The sequence below is a fragment of the Bacteroides sp. 3_1_13 genome (genome assembly GCF_001185845.1).
Lineage (GTDB): Bacteria > Bacteroidota > Bacteroidia > Bacteroidales > Bacteroidaceae > Bacteroides > Bacteroides xylanisolvens.
This window is the reverse complement of record NZ_KQ236955.1, coordinates 1,410,707-1,429,651: the sequence shown is the minus strand read 5'-3', so window position 1 is coordinate 1,429,651 and position 18,945 is coordinate 1,410,707. Positions and strand designations below refer to the sequence as shown.

General features: G+C 43.8%; 15 protein-coding genes. 2 read left to right on the top strand and 13 right to left on the bottom strand.

What is annotated here, in order from left to right:
* Positions 1-83: 83 nt before the first annotated feature.
* From sufB to rimP, 5 genes are all read right to left on the bottom strand, one after another.
* Positions 84-1,586 (bottom strand): Fe-S cluster assembly protein SufB, encoded by a 1,503-nt coding sequence (sufB, locus tag HMPREF9009_RS05205; RefSeq protein WP_004309458.1) that lies wholly within the window; start codon positions 1,584-1,586, stop codon positions 84-86.
* A complete protein-coding gene (locus HMPREF9009_RS05200) occupies positions 1,564-2,094 on the bottom strand; it encodes a CvpA family protein (RefSeq protein WP_004309457.1) in 531 nt (176 codons plus the stop codon). Before HMPREF9009_RS05200 ends, sufB begins: the two co-directional genes overlap by 23 nt.
* Positions 2,095-2,298: 204 nt before the next feature.
* Positions 2,299-5,388 (bottom strand): translation initiation factor IF-2, encoded by a 3,090-nt coding sequence (gene infB, locus HMPREF9009_RS05195; protein WP_049701629.1) that lies wholly within the window; start codon positions 5,386-5,388, stop codon positions 2,299-2,301.
* Between the two features lie 113 nt (positions 5,389-5,501).
* Positions 5,502-6,782, bottom strand: coding sequence for a transcription termination factor NusA (gene nusA, locus HMPREF9009_RS05190; protein ID WP_008024083.1), 1,281 nt, complete (start codon positions 6,780-6,782; stop codon positions 5,502-5,504).
* Positions 6,783-6,784: 2 nt separating this feature from the next.
* On the bottom strand, positions 6,785-7,252 hold the full coding sequence (rimP, locus tag HMPREF9009_RS05185) for a ribosome assembly cofactor RimP (RefSeq protein ID WP_008642741.1): 468 nt from the start codon (positions 7,250-7,252) through the stop codon (positions 6,785-6,787).
* Between the two features lie 172 nt (positions 7,253-7,424).
* Here rimP and HMPREF9009_RS05180 point away from each other — a divergent pair, with 172 nt between their 5' ends.
* Positions 7,425-7,820, top strand: a complete 396-nt coding sequence (locus HMPREF9009_RS05180; RefSeq protein WP_049701628.1) for a hypothetical protein — start codon at positions 7,425-7,427, stop codon at positions 7,818-7,820.
* A 158-nt stretch (positions 7,821-7,978) separates the two neighbouring features.
* On the opposite strand, the gene HMPREF9009_RS05175 is transcribed toward HMPREF9009_RS05180, so the two are convergent.
* Positions 7,979-8,677, bottom strand: coding sequence for a YgjP family zinc-dependent metalloprotease (locus HMPREF9009_RS05175; protein WP_049701627.1), 699 nt, complete (start codon positions 8,675-8,677; stop codon positions 7,979-7,981).
* Positions 8,678-8,806: 129 nt separating this feature from the next.
* On the opposite strand from HMPREF9009_RS05175, the gene HMPREF9009_RS05170 reads away from it, so the two are divergent.
* Entirely contained in the window at positions 8,807-9,589 is a 783-nt protein-coding gene (locus tag HMPREF9009_RS05170; RefSeq protein ID WP_049701626.1) for a head GIN domain-containing protein, read from the top strand.
* A gap of 167 nt (positions 9,590-9,756) precedes the next feature.
* Here the strand turns inward: HMPREF9009_RS05170 and HMPREF9009_RS05165 are convergent, their stop codons facing one another.
* The 7 genes from HMPREF9009_RS05165 to HMPREF9009_RS05135 form a co-directional block, all read right to left on the bottom strand.
* The gene (locus tag HMPREF9009_RS05165; RefSeq protein WP_004315419.1) at positions 9,757-10,236 is read right to left on the bottom strand and encodes a hypothetical protein; all 480 of its coding nucleotides are present in this window, start codon (positions 10,234-10,236) and stop codon (positions 9,757-9,759) included.
* A complete protein-coding gene (locus HMPREF9009_RS05160; RefSeq protein WP_004315420.1) occupies positions 10,226-10,735 on the bottom strand; it encodes an RNA polymerase sigma factor in 510 nt (169 codons plus the stop codon). Before HMPREF9009_RS05160 ends, HMPREF9009_RS05165 begins: the two co-directional genes overlap by 11 nt.
* A gap of 61 nt (positions 10,736-10,796) precedes the next feature.
* Complete coding sequence (gene argB, locus HMPREF9009_RS05155; RefSeq protein WP_044129844.1) at positions 10,797-11,570, bottom strand: acetylglutamate kinase; 774 nt, start codon at positions 11,568-11,570, stop codon at positions 10,797-10,799.
* A gap of 56 nt (positions 11,571-11,626) precedes the next feature.
* Positions 11,627-13,519 (bottom strand): biosynthetic arginine decarboxylase, encoded by a 1,893-nt coding sequence (speA, locus tag HMPREF9009_RS05150; protein ID WP_008024078.1) that lies wholly within the window; start codon positions 13,517-13,519, stop codon positions 11,627-11,629.
* A 69-nt stretch (positions 13,520-13,588) separates the two neighbouring features.
* Entirely contained in the window at positions 13,589-14,659 is a 1,071-nt protein-coding gene (locus HMPREF9009_RS05145) for a hypothetical protein (RefSeq protein WP_008024077.1), read from the bottom strand.
* Between the two features lie 10 nt (positions 14,660-14,669).
* A complete protein-coding gene (locus HMPREF9009_RS05140; RefSeq protein ID WP_049701625.1) occupies positions 14,670-16,436 on the bottom strand; it encodes an HSP90 family protein in 1,767 nt (588 codons plus the stop codon).
* A gap of 9 nt (positions 16,437-16,445) precedes the next feature.
* Positions 16,446-18,944: a tetratricopeptide repeat protein gene (locus HMPREF9009_RS05135; protein ID WP_049701624.1), complete on the bottom strand. Its 2,499-nt coding sequence runs from the start codon at positions 18,942-18,944 to the stop codon at positions 16,446-16,448.
* Between the last annotated feature and the right edge of the window lies 1 nt (position 18,945).

The following is an 18,945-nucleotide window of genomic DNA, read 5'->3' as shown; positions in this document are numbered from 1 at the left end:
TAACAATTTACCTAATGTTTTCATAAAGCAAGTATATTATGTATATTGTAATCTGATATAATGTAGTTTTCTACATTATATCACTATCCCACACTTCCTTCCAACGAGATAGTAAGCAATTTCTGTGCTTCTACCGCAAATTCCATCGGAAGTTTATTCAATACTTCTTTTGCATATCCGTTCACAATAAGCCCGATCGCGTCTTCTGTCGGAATACCGCGCTGGTTGCAATAGAATATCTGGTCTTCACTGATCTTGCTCGTTGTGGCTTCATGTTCCACCACTGCCGTTTCATTGTGAATATCCATATAAGGGAAAGTATGCGCACCACATTTATCTCCCAGCAACAGAGAGTCACACTGGCTATAATTACGGGCATTATCCGCTTTCTCGGCCACACGTACCAACCCACGATAGGAGTTCTCACTATGTCCGGCGGAGATACCTTTACTTACAATCGTACTGCGGGTGTTCTTGCCCAGATGAATCATTTTCGTTCCGGTATCAGCCTGCTGATAGTTGTTCGTTACAGCTACGGAATAGAATTCAGCGGTCGAGTTATCGCCTGTCAGAATACAGGAAGGGTATTTCCAAGTGATTGCCGAACCAGTTTCCACTTGTGTCCAAGATAGTTTACTATCCACTCCCTTGCAGTTACCGCGTTTTGTCACAAAGTTGTATACACCGCCCTTGCCTTCTGCATCGCCCGGATACCAGTTCTGAACAGTGCTGTATTTTACCTCTGCGCGGTCGTGCACAATTATCTCAACGATAGCCGCATGCAACTGATTTTCATCCCGCATCGGCGCTGTACATCCTTCCAGATAAGAAACGTATGAATCGTCGTCCGCCACAATCAGCGTACGTTCAAACTGCCCCGTGTTACGGGCATTGATACGGAAATAGGTGGAAAGTTCCATCGGACAACGTACACCTTTCGGAATATACACGAAAGAGCCGTCAGAAAAGACAGCGGAGTTCAACGCCGCAAAGAAATTATCCCGGTAACCTACCACCGAGCCCATATATTTCTTCACCAAATCGGGATGTTCCCGCACGGCTTCACTGAACGAGCAGAAGATAATTCCTTTCTCCATCAGCGTTTCCTTGAAGGTAGTCTTTACGGAAACGGAGTCCATAACAGCATCCACCGCCATTCCGCTAAGAGCCATCTGTTCCTCCAAAGGAATACCCAGTTTATTAAACGTCTTTATCAATTCAGGATCGACTTCCTCCATGCTCTTCGGTCCTTCTTTCTTCTTCGTCGGATCGGCATAATAAGAAATCGCCTGATAGTCAATTTCAGGGATACGGAGATGTGCCCAAGTCGGCATCTCCAGCGTCAGCCAGTGGCGATACGCTTTCAGGCGAAACTCCAGCAACCACTCCGGTTCGTCTTTTTTCGATGAAATCAGACGAATGACATCTTCATTAAGTCCACGCTCAATGATGTCTGTATGCACCTCTGTGGTGAAGCCGTATTTATATTTCTCCTCCGCAAATTTCCGGACAAACTCATTATCAGTCTTCTTTTCGAGTTCGTCTTTCTGATTGGGTTTCATTTTATTGGGTTCTTCTTGTTGCATCTTTATTCTCTAATATATATTGTTGCGTCATATTCTTCGCAGCAGGGAAAAAGATCCCCGCAAACGTTTCCATCGGATAATATAACAAAGATTCTTCCTTTTTTGTTGCACTAATTAACTTATTATCGCTGTCTACAAACTCTATCGCACCGATCACTACACTCGTTAACAACAGAAACTTAAGTGCTCCCAGCCCACTCCCTAACCAGCGGTTCAGCCAGTTCAGCGAGATTGCTTGCATTGCTTTTGTCAATAACGAAGCTATCAGTACAAAAATCAACGGCACGGCAATCCAAATCATGATAAAAGCCAACACCTGCGCAACTGTCATCGAATCCGTCACTGTCGGGCAAAGTTTCTCCGCCAAAGAGGCATACAAAGCTTTCGCCGCCAACAGCCCGACTATTAACCCCAAAATAGAAGCCAACTGGCGGATAAAGCCTTTTACAAAGCCTACCACCGCTCCGGCGCCTATTACAATAAGGATAATGATATCAATCGTTGCCACGTTGTGATTTATGATTTGTGATTTATGATTTATGTTCCTGTGATTTATGATCGATGATTTATATTTCTGTCAGGTGATAAAACAATAAAGTGGTAAGGTGGTGTCCCATATAAAATAGTACCACATTACCACCCATCTATTGTTGCAACCATTACTTCGCGAATGGCCTTATACCCTTATAATTCATAAATCATAACTCATAAATCATAAAGTCTGTTTCACTTCTATTTCTTCGAATGTCTCGATCATATCGCCTACCTTCATGTCGTTGCAGTTCACCAGACTGATACCACACTCGAAGTTTGTACCTACTTCCTTCACATCGTCCTTGAAGCGCTTCAACGCGTTGATGTTTCCGGTAAAGATGACGATACCATCGCGGATCAAACGAGCCTTGTCGCTTCGCTTCACCTTTCCGGTCTTCACCATTGCACCGGCTACCAAACCCACCTTCGTAATGTTGAATACTTCGCGGATTTCGATAGTTGCCGTGATTTGTTCCTTCAGTTCCGGAGCCAACATACCTTCCATAGCAGCCTTCACCTCTTCGATTGCATCGTAGATGACAGAGTACTTACGGATGTCGACACCTTCCTGTTCAGCCATCTTAGCGGCAGCACCCGAAGGACGTACCTGGAATCCGACGATAATCGCATCCGAAGCGGCAGCCAGAGAAACATCCGACTCGGAAATTGCTCCCACACCCTTATGGATGACATTTACCTGGATTTGTTCCGTAGACAACTTGATTAACGAGTCGCTCAATGCCTCAACAGAACCGTCCACGTCACCCTTAACGATGATGTTCAATTCCTGGAAGTTACCCAAAGCAATACGACGGCCCAACTCATCCAACGTAAGGATCTTCTGCGTACGCAAGCCCTGTTCACGAGCCAACTGTTCACGTTTGTTGGTGATTTCACGAGCTTCCTGATCGCTTTCAACAACATGGAATGTATCACCTGCGGCAGGTGCACCGTTCAATCCCAATACCAAAGCCGGTTCGGAAGGTCCTGCTTCTTTGATGCGTTGGTTACGTTCGTTGAACATAGCCTTCACACGTCCGTAGCTGGTTCCTGCCAGTACGATGTCTCCCACTTTCAGAGTACCGTTAGATACCAATACAGTAGCTACATATCCACGTCCCTTATCCAGTGAAGATTCGATGATGGAACCCGTAGCATTACGGTCCGGATTTGCTTTCAGGTCGAGCATTTCTGCTTCGAGCAATACTTTTTCCAGCAAATCTTCCACACCCATACCTTTCTTGGCAGAGATATCTTGTGACTGATACTTACCACCCCATTCTTCAACAAGGTAATTCATTGCAGCCAGTTCTTCTTTAATCTTATCCGGATTCGCAGTCGGTTTATCTACCTTATTAATTGCAAATACAATAGGTACACCGGCAGCCATCGCGTGATTGATTGCTTCCTTCGTCTGCGGCATCACGTTATCATCGGCAGCCACAATAATGATAGCAATATCCGTTACTTTCGCACCACGTGCACGCATAGCGGTAAACGCTTCGTGACCCGGAGTATCAAGGAACGTAATACGGCGACCGTCTTCCAGTTGCACGTTATATGCACCGATATGCTGTGTAATACCTCCGGCTTCACCGGCAATTACGTTCGCCTTACGGATATAGTCAAGCAAAGAGGTCTTACCGTGGTCAACGTGTCCCATCACTGTAACAATCGGAGCACGCGGTTGCAAATCTTCCGGTGCATCTTCTTCTTCAACGATAGCTTGTGCCACTTCCGCACTTACATATTCTGTCTTGAATCCGAATTCTTCTGCCACCAGATTGATTGTTTCCGCATCCAGACGCTGGTTGATAGAAACCATGATACCAATACTCATACAAGTAGCGATAACCTGATTGACAGATACATCCATCATCGTTGCCAGTTCGTTAGCCGTAACGAACTCGGTCAACTTCAATACCTTGCTGTCTGCCATTTCCTGATCTTCCAGTTCCTGCATACGGTTGGAAGCCATTTCACGTTTTTCTTTACGGTATTTGGACGTCTTGTTCTTACCTTTGGTTGTCAGACGTGCAAGAGTTTCTTTTACCTGTTTTGCTACGTCTTCCTCGCTCACTTCCTGTTTGATAACCGGCTTCTTGAAGCGATCCTTATTATTGTTGTTATTTCTTCTGTTACTATTTCCTTGTCCGCCCTGACCGTTGTTATTACCATTGCCACCTTTACCTTGTATATTAGGTCTCGGTGCAGCAAAGTTGGAAGTCGCAACGTTATTAACGTCTACCTTTTCTTTATTGATACGGTTACGTTTTTTCTTAGCAGCATCTGCGCTTTCTTTCGGACCGTTCTTCACCACTTTAGAATCATCCTTACGGATTTCTTTGATGATGGCTTCCTTCATCAGTTTCTTCTGATCCTGACGGATTTTCTCTTTCTCTTCACGTTCGCGACGCTTCTCTTCCTTCGATTTCTTCTTCGGACGAGTAGACTGGTTCAATGCAGCCAAGTCGATCTGACCGATCACATTGATCTTCGCGCCTAATTCCGGTTGACGGATTTTGAAAACACCATCATCCTCCGGAGCTTTTTCTGCTACCGGGGTTACTTCAGCCTGTGCAGTTTCCACCTTTTTTTCTTCTTTATGTTCTTCCGCCTTCACAGGTGCAGTTTCTACTACCTTCGGCTCTTCTTTTTTCACTTCTTCTACTACTTTTTCAACTTCTACCGGCTTCGTCTCCACTACAGGTTCCGAGACTACTACGGGCTCAACTACCACTGGAGTAGGCTCTACTACAGAAATAGGAGGTATCACCACCTCTTCTTTCTTCACCTCGGGTTCTCTCTTCTCGGGCTCCTTTTTCACTTCGGGTTTAACGACGGGCCGTTCTACAACAGGTACTTCTTGTTTCTGTTCCGGCTCTTTCTCCACCTTTTCAGGTTTACGGCCATTCAGTTTATCCAAATCAATTTTTCCGACAGGTTTAAACTTCGGACGTGCATCCTCAGGTACGACTGTCTTAATCACATCTTCCGACTTCTGTTTCTCCGGCTGCTTTTCGAAGCCTTCAATCGAAACAGACGCCTTATTACGTTCCTTATTCTGACGTTCCTGTATGAAACGCTCCGATTCAAGTCTAAGGTTCTTATCTGTACTAAACTCTTTTACGAGTATAGCGTATTGCTCCTCGCTAATTTTGGTATTAGGATTAGCCTCTACGGTATGCCCTTTCTTTTGCAGGAACTCAACTACCGTCGCGATTCCTACGTTCAAATCTCTTGTAACTTTGTTTAACCTTATCGTCATATTTTAAAATTAATGAATAAATGGAGCTTGTTTAAATGAAGAATTAAGAATGAAGAATTAAAAGTTACGATGTAGTATAACAGAGATAACTTTCATTTTTCAATTTTAAATTCTCAATTTTCTACTGAATTTTCACCTTCTTCTTCAAACTCCGATTTCAAAATGCGTATTACCTCGTCCACTGTCTCTTCTTCCAAGTCCGTCTTTTCAATCAACATCTCACGAGGAGCATTCAACACAGCCTTCGCTGTATCAATGCCGATAGCCTTGATGGCGTCGATCACCCATCCGTCGATTTCGTCTCTGAATTCGTCGAGATAGATATCTTCATCCGCTACATTCTCATCCAACTCACGGAACACGTCGATAGTGTACTCAGTTAACATACTGGCCAGTTTGATGTTCAAACCGCCTTTACCGATAGCCAGCGAAACTTCTTCCGGTTTGAGGAAAACCTCTGCTTTCTTCTCTTCCTCATTCAAACGGATAGAAGAAATCTTAGCCGGGCTTAAAGCGCGCTGTATAAACAATGAGATGTTCGATGTGTAATTGATTACGTCGATGTTCTCATTGCGAAGTTCACGAACAATGCCATGAATACGACTTCCCTTTACACCTACACAGGCTCCTACAGGGTCGATTCTGTCATCGTAAGATTCTACCGCGATCTTGGCACGTTCGCCAGGGATACGGGCAATCTTCTTGATGGTAATCAAACCATCATTAATTTCGGGTACTTCCATCTCGAACAAACGTTGCAGGAAAACGGGAGAAGTACGTGACAAGATAATCTTAGGATTATTATTCTTGTTATCCACGCGGGCAACTACTGCACGGGCCGTTTCACCTTTGCGATAGAAATCGCTCGGGATTTGTTCGGTCTTAGGCAACAGCAACTCGTTTCCTTCATCATCTAAGAGCAACATTTCTTTCTTCCAGATCTGATACACTTCTGCATTGATGATCGTACCTACCTTATCTATATATTTATTATAAATACTGTCTTTCTCGAGTTCCAGAATCTTGGAAGCCAATGTCTGGCGGAGATTCAGGATAGCACGACGTCCGAATTTGGCAAAGATCACTTCGTCAGTCACCTCTTCACCTTCTTCGTAGGAAGCATCAATTTTCTGTGCTTCGCTCAACGAAATCTGCATATTCGGGTTAGTCAAATCTTCATCGGCCACAACTTCACGGTTACGCCAGATCTCGAAGTCACCCTTATCCGGGTTCACGATCACGTCGTAATTCTCATCGGTGCCAAACATTTTCGCGATTACGCTACGGAACGACTCTTCGAGTACGCTAACCATCGTCGTTCTATCGATATTCTTCAGTTCCTTAAATTCCGAAAATGTATCAATCAAGCTGATTGTTTCTTCTTTTTTGGCCATAACTATTTAAAGCTAATTAAGTATTTAGTATATTTTATTTGCTCATAAGTAAAGGTTTCGTCCTCTTCTTGCAGTTTCGGACGTTTTGCTCCTTCTAGTTTTACTTTCTTTTGTACCGCTACCGTAAACTTCTCTTCATCGGCATCTTTCAGTATGCCGGCCAGTTTGCGTCCGTCTTTAGTCAATACCTCCACTTCTTGTCCGATGTGGATATAATACTGTTGCAGTACTTTAAAGGGCTGTCCGATACCGGCCGACCCTACTTCCAGTTCATAATCTTCCTCTTCACGGTTCAGTTTTGACTCTATGTAGCGGCTAAGCTCCACACAATCTTCGATCCAAACACCTTCTGCATGGTCAATTTCGACCACAATTTTGTCATCCGGGCTCACAGTTACTTCTACTAAAAAGTAGTCTTTTCCTTCCAGCCACTCATCTACAATCTGACAAACAGTTTTCTTTTCTATCATTTATTAACTATATAAGAACAAAAAAAGGAGCTTAATTGCCCCTCCACCTTTCATCCGTTTCCGGTTGCAAAGATATAAATAATCTATTCGACTACAAAAGATTAAAGAAAAAAAGTATGAATTAACAGTGCTATATTCGTATCTTTACGCCACAATTCAAAAAATAACGACTATGGCACATCGTCTCAACACAAATAAACAGTTTATGGTAGGTAACGGAATTCTTGCTTTTGCCGTCATTTTTGTCGTGGTTATTTTCGTATATATGAGTATGCGGCTACAACGGGAAAAGCAGGAAGAACGTCATTTCATCGAAAGCTACACGATCAGTCTGGTAAAAGGTTTTGCCGGAGATTCGATTTCTTTGTTCATCAACGACAGTCTTATCTCCAATAAAACCATATCGGAAGAGCCTTACACGGTAGAAGTAGGACGTTTTGCAGAACAAAGCGCTTTATTGATCGTAGATAATAACACAGAATTAGTCTCCACATTTGATCTTAGCGAAAAAGGAGGGGCTTATCAGTTTGAAAAAGAATCGGACGGGATTAAACAATTAGCCAAATAATAAAGACATATCCCCCTATTACGTATCATAACGAACCATCATCAGGAATGTATAAGATTTAGAAGACAGCCAGAAATAGGAGCTTACAAGGCTTTACCCAAGATAGAATAAACTAAGTTCGTGACAATGCGATAGCACTATCTTGGCTGTAAAGCATTTTATATTTCCGTACGATACTTTCTCAATTCTCCCCGCAAGGTCAATGCTTTTCCTTCTGTAAATTGATTAAGTAACACCCAGAATCGTTCGCTATGATTCATCTCGCGGGTATGGCATAATTCGTGCAACAACACGTAGTCTATCAAATGAGAAGGCAGCAAAACCAGGTAATAGGATAAATTAATAGCTTTTCGAGCCGAACAACTCCCCCATCTGCCCTGACTGGAGTTTATTTTCACACTCGAATAGGGCAATCCGCATTGCTTGGACAAGAAGGCTAAACGTGAAGGCAGAATACTTTTGGCATTTCGTCTCAATGATTCTTCAATAGCCTTATGCAACCAGCTTTGCAGTTTCTCATCTGTAAAATCGGCATGAGGCGGACAAACGATCTCCATCACCCCCAGACGGGAATTAGCCAGAAACTGATCTTTCTCGCCCGACACCAAAGATAGTTTAAAATGCTCCGCATCAATCTTATAATTCAAATCAATCAACGGACGAGCGATTTTTTGCCGGGAGGCCAGAAGTTTTCCACGCAAATTCTCGATGGCCTGTTTCACTTCTTTCAGGGTAGTACCGGGAGGAACTGAAACATAAACAGCATCACTCTTGGTACGAAACACAAGACTTCTCGCACGTGAATTGACGCGTATCACCAAGCGCCCTAACTCACCATCTTCTATAATCTTATCCATTATAATCCTCCTATCAACAGCCACAAAAGTAATAAAAAAGAAGACGCTAACGAAAAACTTTATGGAAGATGCAACTTTAGATCAAGTTCCTCCGTCTAACCATTATATCAATCATAGAAAAGCGTAATTATGAAAACAAGTTTATTGCTCGTATTAGTCACGGGAATGTTTCTAGTACTTACTGCCGGCTCTTGCTTGCAGGGAAAACACATCGTAGGCAGCAAGAATTACATCTCCAAAGAAGTGAAAGCCGACCACTTCAATGAAATCAAACTAGTGGGAAGTGCCAACATCAGTTATTGGCAAGACACATGCAGCCATGTCGAAATTCATGGTTCCGACAACATCATACCACTTATTGAAACGTATGTGGAGGGTAGTACATTCATTATAAAATTCAAGAAGAATATCACTATCTGGAAAGGAAAACTGGAAATAAAAGTTTTTGCTCCGGAACTGAATAAGCTGTCGGTCAACGGTTCAGGAAATATAAGATTAATCAATGGGATACAAACCTCTAAAGATATTGAATTCCATATCAACGGTTCGGGCAACATTCAGGGAGAAGGATTCAATTGCCAAAAAATGGCCGTTTCAATTAATGGTTCGGGAGATGTAAGACTACAACAAATAGAGAGTCAGGAATGTCAGGCAAGTATTTCCGGTTCGGGCAATATCAATTTGAACGGCAAAGCCATTCAAGCGAGCTATTCTATTGCCGGATCAGGAAATATTCAGGCTGCCGATTTGCAAGCAGAAAACACAGACGCAAGCATTAGCGGCTCCGGCAACATCAGTTGCTATGCCAGTCAGAAGCTGGTTGCCCGCGTCAAAGGAAGCGGTGATATTGCCTATAAAGGAGATCCTCAAGAAGTGGATGCGCCACGAAAAAATATACGGCAGATCAAATAAAGACAGTTTAAAAGCATAAAAGGGCTACTGCATCACGCGGTAGCCCATTTATTTAGTTAGTTTCATTATAAAAATTTGAGAGAATTGAAAACTTCACAGTTTCGCCTTCGTTGTTGTTTTAATTAAGCACACTAACTATATTATATGTTTAAAGCAAATGAAAATGTCTATTCGTTTATAACTTGCACCTTATGGTTGATCTTCGCCAGGCTATCCGCCAAAACCTGTTCCGCTTTCACATCATTTGAGATAGCGACCGACGGTGCAGTTACTTGTTTACCAATGGTATCCGTAGCCAATACACTTCCATCATCTCCGGAGAAAGAATGTTGTGCCACATTCCCCAAAGAAAGGATGATTGCAATTACGGCAGCAGCCTTGAACAGAGGAATAAAACGACCGGTCAGTGTCAAACGTTTCGCTTTTACTACCGTAGGCTCCACCTCTGCCAGAATACGTGCATCAAAGTCTTCGCCCAGTCCTACTTCCTGCTGAACCTGCTGATAAACAAACAGATTCTTATAGCGAAGCAAATGAGCCGGAACTTCTTCCTTTGCGAAGAAGTCGCGCAATGTTGCTTCCTCCTCAACGGAAGTTTCGCATTGCCAGTATCGCTCGAGGAGCTGTTCTATATCCTTATAATCCATATTCGTCAATTTCTAAATACCTTTGTTTTACTTTTTGTCTGGCTCTGAAGAGATTCACTTTGACTTGTTCCTCTGTCAGATTCAGCAAGGTTGCAATTTTTTTATAGCTTTCACCTTCAATGTCCCTCAGTTGCATGATAAGCCGCTGTTTTTCGGGAAGTTCGTTTACCAGTCTATTAATGATGTTCATTCTTTCATCATGAATCATCTGGTCGTACGGACTGTTTGCATCAGGTTCTTCCTCCATTTCGGGGGTGAGTTCCACGTTTTGAGCTTCTTTCTTTTGACTCCGGTCTATCGCCAGGTTCTTTGCCACTGTCAGGCAATAGGCTTCGACCGATTCAAATTGAGACCACTCATCACGCTTGTTCCACACTCTTATCATGGTATCCTGAACGACATCCTCGGCTTCGGCCCTATCCAGGGTGATTCTGAGAGCCAATCGAAAGAGTTTATCCTTCAACGGCAAAATATCGTTTCGGAAGCTGATTTCTTGCATCTCTATAATAATGACGGGCTAGGATATGAAAAGTTACAGTCGCCCACTACTTTTTTTTGAATTATTTTTTTATTCTCGTTCCTCCAGAGTCGTTAATCGCTGACGCTAAGGTGATTACCACTTCAGAAACTCCTGCATTTATTGCTTCAAAGGAATTTTCCAACTTAGGAATCATACCTCCTTGAATAACGCCATCGGCTACATATTGTTCAAATTCGGCACGGGTGATTTGAGGAATCACACTGTCGTCATCATTCTCGTCACGCAACACACCCTTCTTCTCGAAACAATACACCAATGTCACATCAAACAGAGCCGACAACGCTTTCGCTGTCTCCCCGGCAATGGTATCTGCATTCGTATTCAACATATTGCCGTGACCGTCGTGCGTCAATGGAGCCATCACGGGAACAACGCCTTTATGTATCAAATCCGACAATAAAGTAGCATCCACCTGTTCCACATCTCCCACAAACCCGTAGTCTACTTCTTTCACCGGACGTTTCACCGAACGGATTACATTCATATCCGCTCCGGTCAATCCGAGTGCATTGACTCCGCGTGCTTGCAGACCTGCCACAATGTTTTTATTCACCAATCCGCCGTACACCATCGTTACGACTTTCAACGTTTCGGCATCGGTAATCCGACGACCATTTACCATTTTGCTTTCAATACCCAGTTGCGCGGCAATCTTTGTTGCCGAACGACCGCCACCATGAACCAACACTTTATGTCCGTCAATAGCGGCAAAGTCATTTAACAACTGACGAAGGGTGGCTTCCTCTTCTACGATTTTGCCACCCACCTTAATAACTGTTAGTTTTTCTCTCATTTCTTGATTTCTAATAAGTTCACCGAATGGAGAATCCGGCTCCGGCACCCTGCCGGTTATTCCAAATAAGTATATCCGTAAAGCCCCGAACGATAGTTGGAAAGGAATTCTTTTCCTTCTTCCAAGGAGATTTTTCCTTCTTTCACTGATTTCGTCACCCAAGTTTCGAGCGTACGTACCAGCTTCTTCGGATTGTACTGCACATAGTCCAATACCTCCGCTACCGTTTCTCCGTCGATAATCTGTTCGATATTATATCCTTTCTCGTTCACCGAAACATGCACGGCGTTCGTATCACCGAACAAATTATGCATATCTCCTAAAATCTCCTGATAAGCACCCACCAGGAATACAGCCACATAATAAGGTTCTGTTTTCTTCAGTGCATGTACAGGCAGATAATGAGCCACGTTACGGGTAGAGATAAAGTTGGCAATTTTGCCGTCCGAATCACAGGTTATATCTTGCAAGGTAGCCGAACGCTCCGGTTTTTCATCCAATCGCTGAATAGGCATGATCGGGAATATCTGGTCAATTGCCCAAGAGTCAGGAAGTGACTGAAACAGCGAGAAGTTACAGAAATATTTATCGGCAAGCAGTTTGGACAATCCACGGAATTCATCGGGCGCATGCTTCAAACCGGCGGCAATCTGATTAATCTCACGTGTAATAGACCAATACAGACGCTCGATTTGTGCGCGGGTTTTCAGATCCACGATTCCATGACTGAACAAGTCCAATGCTTCCTCCCTGATCTGCTGCGCATCGTGCCATGCTTCCAACATCTTGTTCTGATTCAGCGAATCCCAGATTCCATATAACTCCTGCACCAATTCGTGTGCATCCGGAGCAATTTCCTCCTCGTCATCCCATTCGGGTAAAGTAGCGGTTTCAAGAACTTCAAAAATGAGAACAGAATGGTGTGCCGTCAATGCACGTCCACTTTCCGTTATGATATTCGGGTGCGGGATACCATTTTTATCGCTCACGTCTACCAGCGTAGAGATAGAGTCGTTTACATATTCCTGAATGGAATAGTTTACACTACCTTCGCTATTGGACGAACGGGTTCCGTCATAATCCACTCCCAATCCACCGCCAATATCAACAAACTCCACCTTAAAGCCCATTGAATGGAGCTGCACGTAAAATTGTGAAGCCTCACGCAAAGCCGTTTTTATACGACGGATCTTCGTCACCTGACTACCGATATGGAAATGAATCAGCTTCAGACAATCTTTCAAGCCTTTGCTCTCCAGAAAATCGAGCGCTTCGAGAAGTTCGCTGGAAGTCAAGCCAAACTTGCTGGCATCTCCTCCCGACTCTTCCCACTTTCCGCTACCGGAAGAAGCGAGTTTGATACGTATACCGATATTAGGCTGCACATTCAGCTGTTTTGCCATTTTTGCTATCAGCTTCAGTTCGTTCATCTTCTCCACAACGAGATAGATACGTTTACCCATCTTTTGAGCAAGCAGAGCCAGTTCAATATAACTTTCGTCTTTATATCCGTTGCAAACAATCAATGAGTCAGAGTCCGTATTGACCGCAATCACCGCATGGAGTTCCGGTTTAGAGCCGGCTTCCAGTCCGAGATTGAACTTCTTTCCGTGGCTGATAATTTCTTCCACCACAGGGCGCATCTGGTTGACCTTAATCGGATAAATAATAAAGTTCTGGGCTTTATAACCATACTCCTCGGCTGCCTGTTTAAAGCAGGATGACATCTTTTCAATACGGTTGTCCAAAATATCCGGGAAACGCACCAGCATGGGAGATGCCACATCACGCAATTGTAACTCATCGACCAGTTCTTTCAAATCAACGGATACTCCATCTTTACGAGGTGTAACAACGACATGACCTTTGTCATTAATACCAAAGTACGAGGTACCCCAACCTGTGATGTTGTAGAGTTCCTCAGAATCTTCAATACGCCACTTTCTCATTTTCTGTTATTCAGTGTTTTTAGTAAATAATTGGACGGCAAAAATACGGATTAATCTACATGTTGGCAATTAATTGGACATTAATTGTTTCAAACGGTCCATATAACCACTATTTCCGTTGCGGGCGTCATAGCGAAGTGCCAGCTCTTCCGCCTGCTGATAGAAATAATTGCGAAGCTCACTGACCTGATAAATTCCGTCCGGACGATAAAGAGGGAATTCCTCCGGCAACGACAAGGAGACTTCCGGACGGGTCTCATACTTCAAGGCCTCTACCATATCGCAAGAGAAGCGATATTTCTTCAACGTATTCGTACGCAAGCTCCAACCGATGCACCGCTCGGCATACTCCCAGCCTCTTTCCGGCTTCGTCATTATATTATAAGCAATAAACAATCCCAAGTAAAGCAAAAGATATTCATCCTTTTCTCTTCCCAGCAATGCTTCTTCGGCGCGTGCACACATATCGGCGGCAACCTCCGGTTTGCCAGCTTTCTGTGCATAATAAGAAAGCTTCAAGTAAGCCCGCAAATTGGCTTCATAACAGGTGACCTGCTTATTAATCAATGGCTGCGCCCGGCTGTAAGCCTCATCAAACTGCCCTGTTTCCAGATAATAATCCAGCATAAAATTCAGTTCGCAAGCCTCACACGACTGATCGTCTATCTTTTCATTCAACATCTTGTCAATATATTCTTTCGCCTTGTCATACTGGCGCATCCAAATACATTCCACAGACCAGCGGTGATAATAACTCCGCAAAGAATATCCATTCCGGAGAATACGGGTTTTATAATCCTCACCGATCGCTTTCACCTGTTCCATCGGAATTTCCGGCAGATCGAACGTACAAGCCCAGATCCATTTATATTTCCACAACAAGTCATCTTCTTTGATTACATCCTTGTGATTCTCGTAATCATCCAGGATTTTAGAGAACACTGTAATCTCTTCCGCATCTGCCGAAAGAAGATTCAGTTCATAGATAAGATCCAGTCTCAACTCCGTAGCCCATTCCACATCTTCGTTCTCATCAGCGATGCGGATAGCTTCTTTCAATAGATTGGCTTTTTCACGGGGATGCAGGCTGTCATTCTGTGTCTGCAACAGCAGTTTTTGTATTTCAAGTGTGTATCTCATACTCTTTTTTTTAATTCAGGAAATTTATAAAATCATTCATTTTCGAAGTCATCAGTTCGCTAAGCGAACGGTTGAAAAGCTCCATTTCTTCACTGTTCACCGGATATTTACCTTGCAGAAGCGATTGTACATACAATATATGCACCACATGCTGAAACAATTTATTGTCTCCCTGTATTTGCAATAAAGTCTGCACCATTTCGTTATCCGCATTAAAAGTGAGTGTCGGTGGAATCTGCTTGGCAGTATTCACAGCCCCCAATACAGCCGCCAACGGATTATTGGCACTTTTAGCTACATTCTCCTTTTCCTCCGCCACAAAGATTACCGGAATATCCACCGGAGTAAAATGTTTCAGACGGCAGACACAGCCAAACCGCTTCAATAGCTCGTTCGCTTTCATTTCAAAAGCCTGAAACTCTTTATTCGCCTCCACTTCGCCAAACTGTTCCAGCAACCGTGAAGGAGATATTTCATCCAACGTAAGTTCCGGATTCAGACGGACATACTTTTTCAACAAAGTTTCATCAAAAGTGTAAGCAGCATTCACCACCAGCCATCCTTGCGCTCCGGCTATACGACGCACCTGACGGAAATCTTCCAGATTCTTGGTATAGCATATCACATTACTTGCCGAACGAATACTTCCAAAACCACGCAGCCCCTTATTTGTTTCAAAAGGAAGGTAATCCATAAACAAACGGAGCAGTTCATTATCTTCCGAAGCAATCGCCTTGATATGGAAGTGATGAACATCCAAGATCCGGTTGAACATGGCTCGGTCATTCTGCACCAATCCCCGCAAATAATCCTTGATAGCTATCCCGATCTCTTTCCGTGCATCCTTCAACTGGTCATTGCTCACCAAAGATTCGCGGGAAGCAGTAGACAGCAATCCGTCCGCATTCACCAGACAACGGATAAAGAAAGCCCACGGCGGCAACAGATTACAATCGTCCTCACTCAACAGCATACGTTTAAGGTAGACCTTATGGGAATTGCGTACTGAAAATTGTGTGCGGAAAGGCAAAACATAAAGTACCCCTTCTACCTTACCACTGTCAGTATAAATCCGGAAAGCATCAAGAGCAGACGACTGAAATACTTTTGCCCCATAATCCAGCAGTTCTTTGCGAGTCGCCTTCGGGTCAAGCCATACGGGCGAAGGCGTATTTACCAATTCCTCTTCTCCCTGATAATGCAGATAGATAGGATATGGCAACACTTCCCCATAACTGACCAGTATCTTCTTAAACGTTTCATATTCAAAAAGATGCATCCAGTCTCCTTTCGGATGCAACACCACCTGCGACCCGATAGGCCGTTCTTCGTCCGATAAAGTCAGCTGATACGTCCCATCCACTTTGCCACACCAGCAAACAGGCTGTCCGCCCATTGCCGAACGACTCTCCACGGTGATTTCATTAGTCACCACAAAACAAGATAACAATCCGATACCGAACCTTCCGATAAAATCGTCCGCATCGGGAGTATCCCGTTTTGAACTCTCTCCGATAACCGTCAGAAAGCGATAAACTTCCTCCTCTTTCAGTCCGATTCCATTATCCCTGAACACCACCGTTTTGTCCTCATTCAGAAAGACATCAATGCGTCCGTTGTAATTCTCGTCGATATTGCGTAGTGCCGTGATGGCATCTACGCAATTCTGCAACAATTCGCGAACAAAAGTATTCGGGTTACTATAAATGTGTTCTGATAACAGGGCAATCATACCTTTAAGATTGACCTGAAACAGATTATTCCCTTCTTTTTCCATGTTCCTCTTTTACTTTCTCCTCCTTCCGGTAATTTTAAGAGCTTTCTCATTGCCATTCTCTGCGGCCTTTTCGAACCACTCCATTGCAATTTCATCGTTTTCTTCCACGCCTTTGCCCGTCAGATAGGCATTTCCAAGTTCAAATTGCGCTTTGTCGCTATTCTTTTCGGCAGCTTTCAGCAACCATTGCACCGCAGTTTCCGGATCAGGAGTACAACCTTCACCATACATCATCATCTTACCAAGATAATAAGTCGCAGCAATATTTCCATTCCCTGCCGCATCCGTAAACCATCGGTAAGCTTCGGCATAGTTCTGTTTCACGCCTACTCCGTTGTAATAGCAAAGTCCGGTACGATACATACTCGTCGTATTTCCATTATCCGCAGCCAGCGTATAATATTTAAAAGCTTCCGTTTCATTATCTTCCACTCCGATACCCATTTCATAACAGATACCCAATCCTTCGCTATACCACTCGTATTCGGCAGCTTTCTTGAAATAGGCAAAAGCCTTTTCCGATTCGTTCAGACTGTCATAATCATACAGGTAATACTCACCCATACGCAACATTGCCATTGGAATTTCGTTGGCCACAGCCTTCTCATACCATTCCATAGCCTTTTTATTGTCTTCCAAACAGGGACCGCAACCAAAGAAATAATAGTCTCCCATCTTAAACTGGGCATAACCATAGTCCTGTTCAGCAGCTTTCATCATATACTCCACAGCCTTTTGCGGATTTTCTTCCACGCCATTGCCATTTTCATAAGCCAGGCCCAGCTCTGTCAAACAACGGGACTCTTCCTTCTCCGCCCCTTTGCCGAACCATTCGAGTGCCTTATCCCAGTCTTCTGCCGTTCCGATTCCTTCTTTATAGCAGCGTCCCAGAGCAAAGATCGCATCATTATCATCCGCTTCTGCCGCCTTTGTATACCAAGCGAACGCCTCTTCCGGTTTTGCTTCGCCAAGAACACCTTTTTCCATATAAAGACCAGAACGGAACATCGCATAAGGATAACCCTGTCCGGCAGCCCTACTAATCAGTTCAAATGCCTTTTCATAGTTCTTCTCCACTCCATCGCCATTCTCATACAAGAACGCCAGTTCTACAAGAGCAAAGCAGGAACCCAGTTCGGCTGCTTTTTCATAACATTCTCTCGACTTATCGGCATCTTTTACACCGCTGTATCCATTAGCCAGGTAAAGCGCCATCCGACAATATCCGTCGGCATTGTTCAGCGAAGCTGCCTTTTCATAATACTCTAACGCCTTCACATAATCCGGTTGTTCAGACAAGAAGCCACGCTCATACATCCAGCCTAGACGATAAGCTGCATTTCCCGAACCCAACTCAATAGCCTTCTCCAACAATTCTTTCGCACGATTCATGTCCTCTTCCACCAATTCACCGTTGAAATAGACATTAGCCAGTCCTTCTATACCTTGTATATAGTTATCTTCCACGCAACGGTTCAGACACATCAGTCCACGTTCCACGTTCTTATATTCATCATTATACAGGTAGATCAGCGCCAGTTCATACGCACTGTAAGATTCACAATAAAGCATCCCCTTTTCCAGCCATTCAATAGCTTTCGGCATATCCAGCCATTCTTCTTCCTGATAATTATATCCCAGGAAGTTAGCGGCAGACCACACCCCTGCATGCCAGGCTTTTTTCCAAAGTTCAAAGCCCAGTTCTTTCGGTTTATTCAGTTCCGGATAACGGAAATAAAGGGTAGCCAGATTTTTAAGACTATAAAGATTGGGAACTATCTCCAGAGACTTTTCGTAGTAAGCAGCTTCCTCTGCCACACTGCCTTCCGCCCTGTCGAGCGCGTCTCCCAGTGCTGCATATACATGAGCACGCAAACGTTCTCCTTCAGGCAGTTCGGCAAGCAGGTCATGACGCATCTGCGATGCTTTCGCTTTATCGCCTGTAAATTCTTCGACAAAAGCACGATAATGTTTTCCCCATAAAATAGCTTCGGGAGAAGTGAGAGCGGCAAAACGTCGTTCGCCCTCTTCTTTATTTTGTTCGCAATAGAATCCCATGTATAGCCAATAGGCAACAGTTGCTTCCGCTTCAGCCCAACCCATATCGGCAGCCTTTTCGTAATACGGAAACAAATAACTCATATCCCGCTTTCCATAACGGGCTTCAGAATATTGCGCACCTTTCTGTGCCCATCCCGCACCGCTAAACACAGCTACACGGTCACATACCTGTATCACCTTCTCCCACCAGAATTCATATTCTTCTGCGTTGAGATCGACCTCTACGTTACAGTCAAAAGCACTGAATATCAGTTCAAAAAAATCTTCTGTTAATTTCTCGTCTTCTTTTGTGTCCAAAGCATATTCACATACAGCCAATGCTTCCCACCAATTTTCCGCATTTAATAATGAGGCCGGTGTATACTGTGGAAACCATACTCTTGCAGGCTGTCCGGATGCTTTAATTCTAGCGGATAACTCTCCAAATTTCTCTTTTAAAATTTTCATG

Bases quoted from the DNA above. Each gene is read 5' to 3' on its own strand.
- HMPREF9009_RS05160 (WP_004315420.1), bottom strand. From the start codon at position 10,735: ATGCAAGAAATCAGCTTCCGAAACGATATTTTGCCGTTGAAGGATAAA.
- speA (WP_008024078.1), bottom strand. From the start codon at position 13,519: ATGAGAAAGTGGCGTATTGAAGATTCTGAGGAACTCTACAACATCACA.
- HMPREF9009_RS05145 (WP_008024077.1), bottom strand. From the start codon at position 14,659: ATGAGATACACACTTGAAATACAAAAACTGCTGTTGCAGACACAGAAT.
- HMPREF9009_RS05165 (WP_004315419.1), bottom strand. From the start codon at position 10,236: ATGGATTATAAGGATATAGAACAGCTCCTCGAGCGATACTGGCAATGC.
- rimP (WP_008642741.1), bottom strand. From the start codon at position 7,252: ATGATAGAAAAGAAAACTGTTTGTCAGATTGTAGATGAGTGGCTGGAA.
- HMPREF9009_RS05135 (WP_049701624.1), bottom strand. From the start codon at position 18,944: ATGAAAATTTTAAAAGAGAAATTTGGAGAGTTATCCGCTAGAATTAAA.
- HMPREF9009_RS05180 (WP_049701628.1), top strand. From the start codon at position 7,425: ATGGCACATCGTCTCAACACAAATAAACAGTTTATGGTAGGTAACGGA.
- HMPREF9009_RS05170 (WP_049701626.1), top strand. From the start codon at position 8,807: ATGAAAACAAGTTTATTGCTCGTATTAGTCACGGGAATGTTTCTAGTA.
- infB (WP_049701629.1), bottom strand. From the start codon at position 5,388: ATGACGATAAGGTTAAACAAAGTTACAAGAGATTTGAACGTAGGAATC.
- argB (WP_044129844.1), bottom strand. From the start codon at position 11,570: ATGAGAGAAAAACTAACAGTTATTAAGGTGGGTGGCAAAATCGTAGAA.
- HMPREF9009_RS05140 (WP_049701625.1), bottom strand. From the start codon at position 16,436: ATGGAAAAAGAAGGGAATAATCTGTTTCAGGTCAATCTTAAAGGTATG.
- HMPREF9009_RS05175 (WP_049701627.1), bottom strand. From the start codon at position 8,677: ATGGATAAGATTATAGAAGATGGTGAGTTAGGGCGCTTGGTGATACGC.
- sufB (WP_004309458.1), bottom strand. From the start codon at position 1,586: ATGCAACAAGAAGAACCCAATAAAATGAAACCCAATCAGAAAGACGAA.
- nusA (WP_008024083.1), bottom strand. From the start codon at position 6,782: ATGGCCAAAAAAGAAGAAACAATCAGCTTGATTGATACATTTTCGGAA.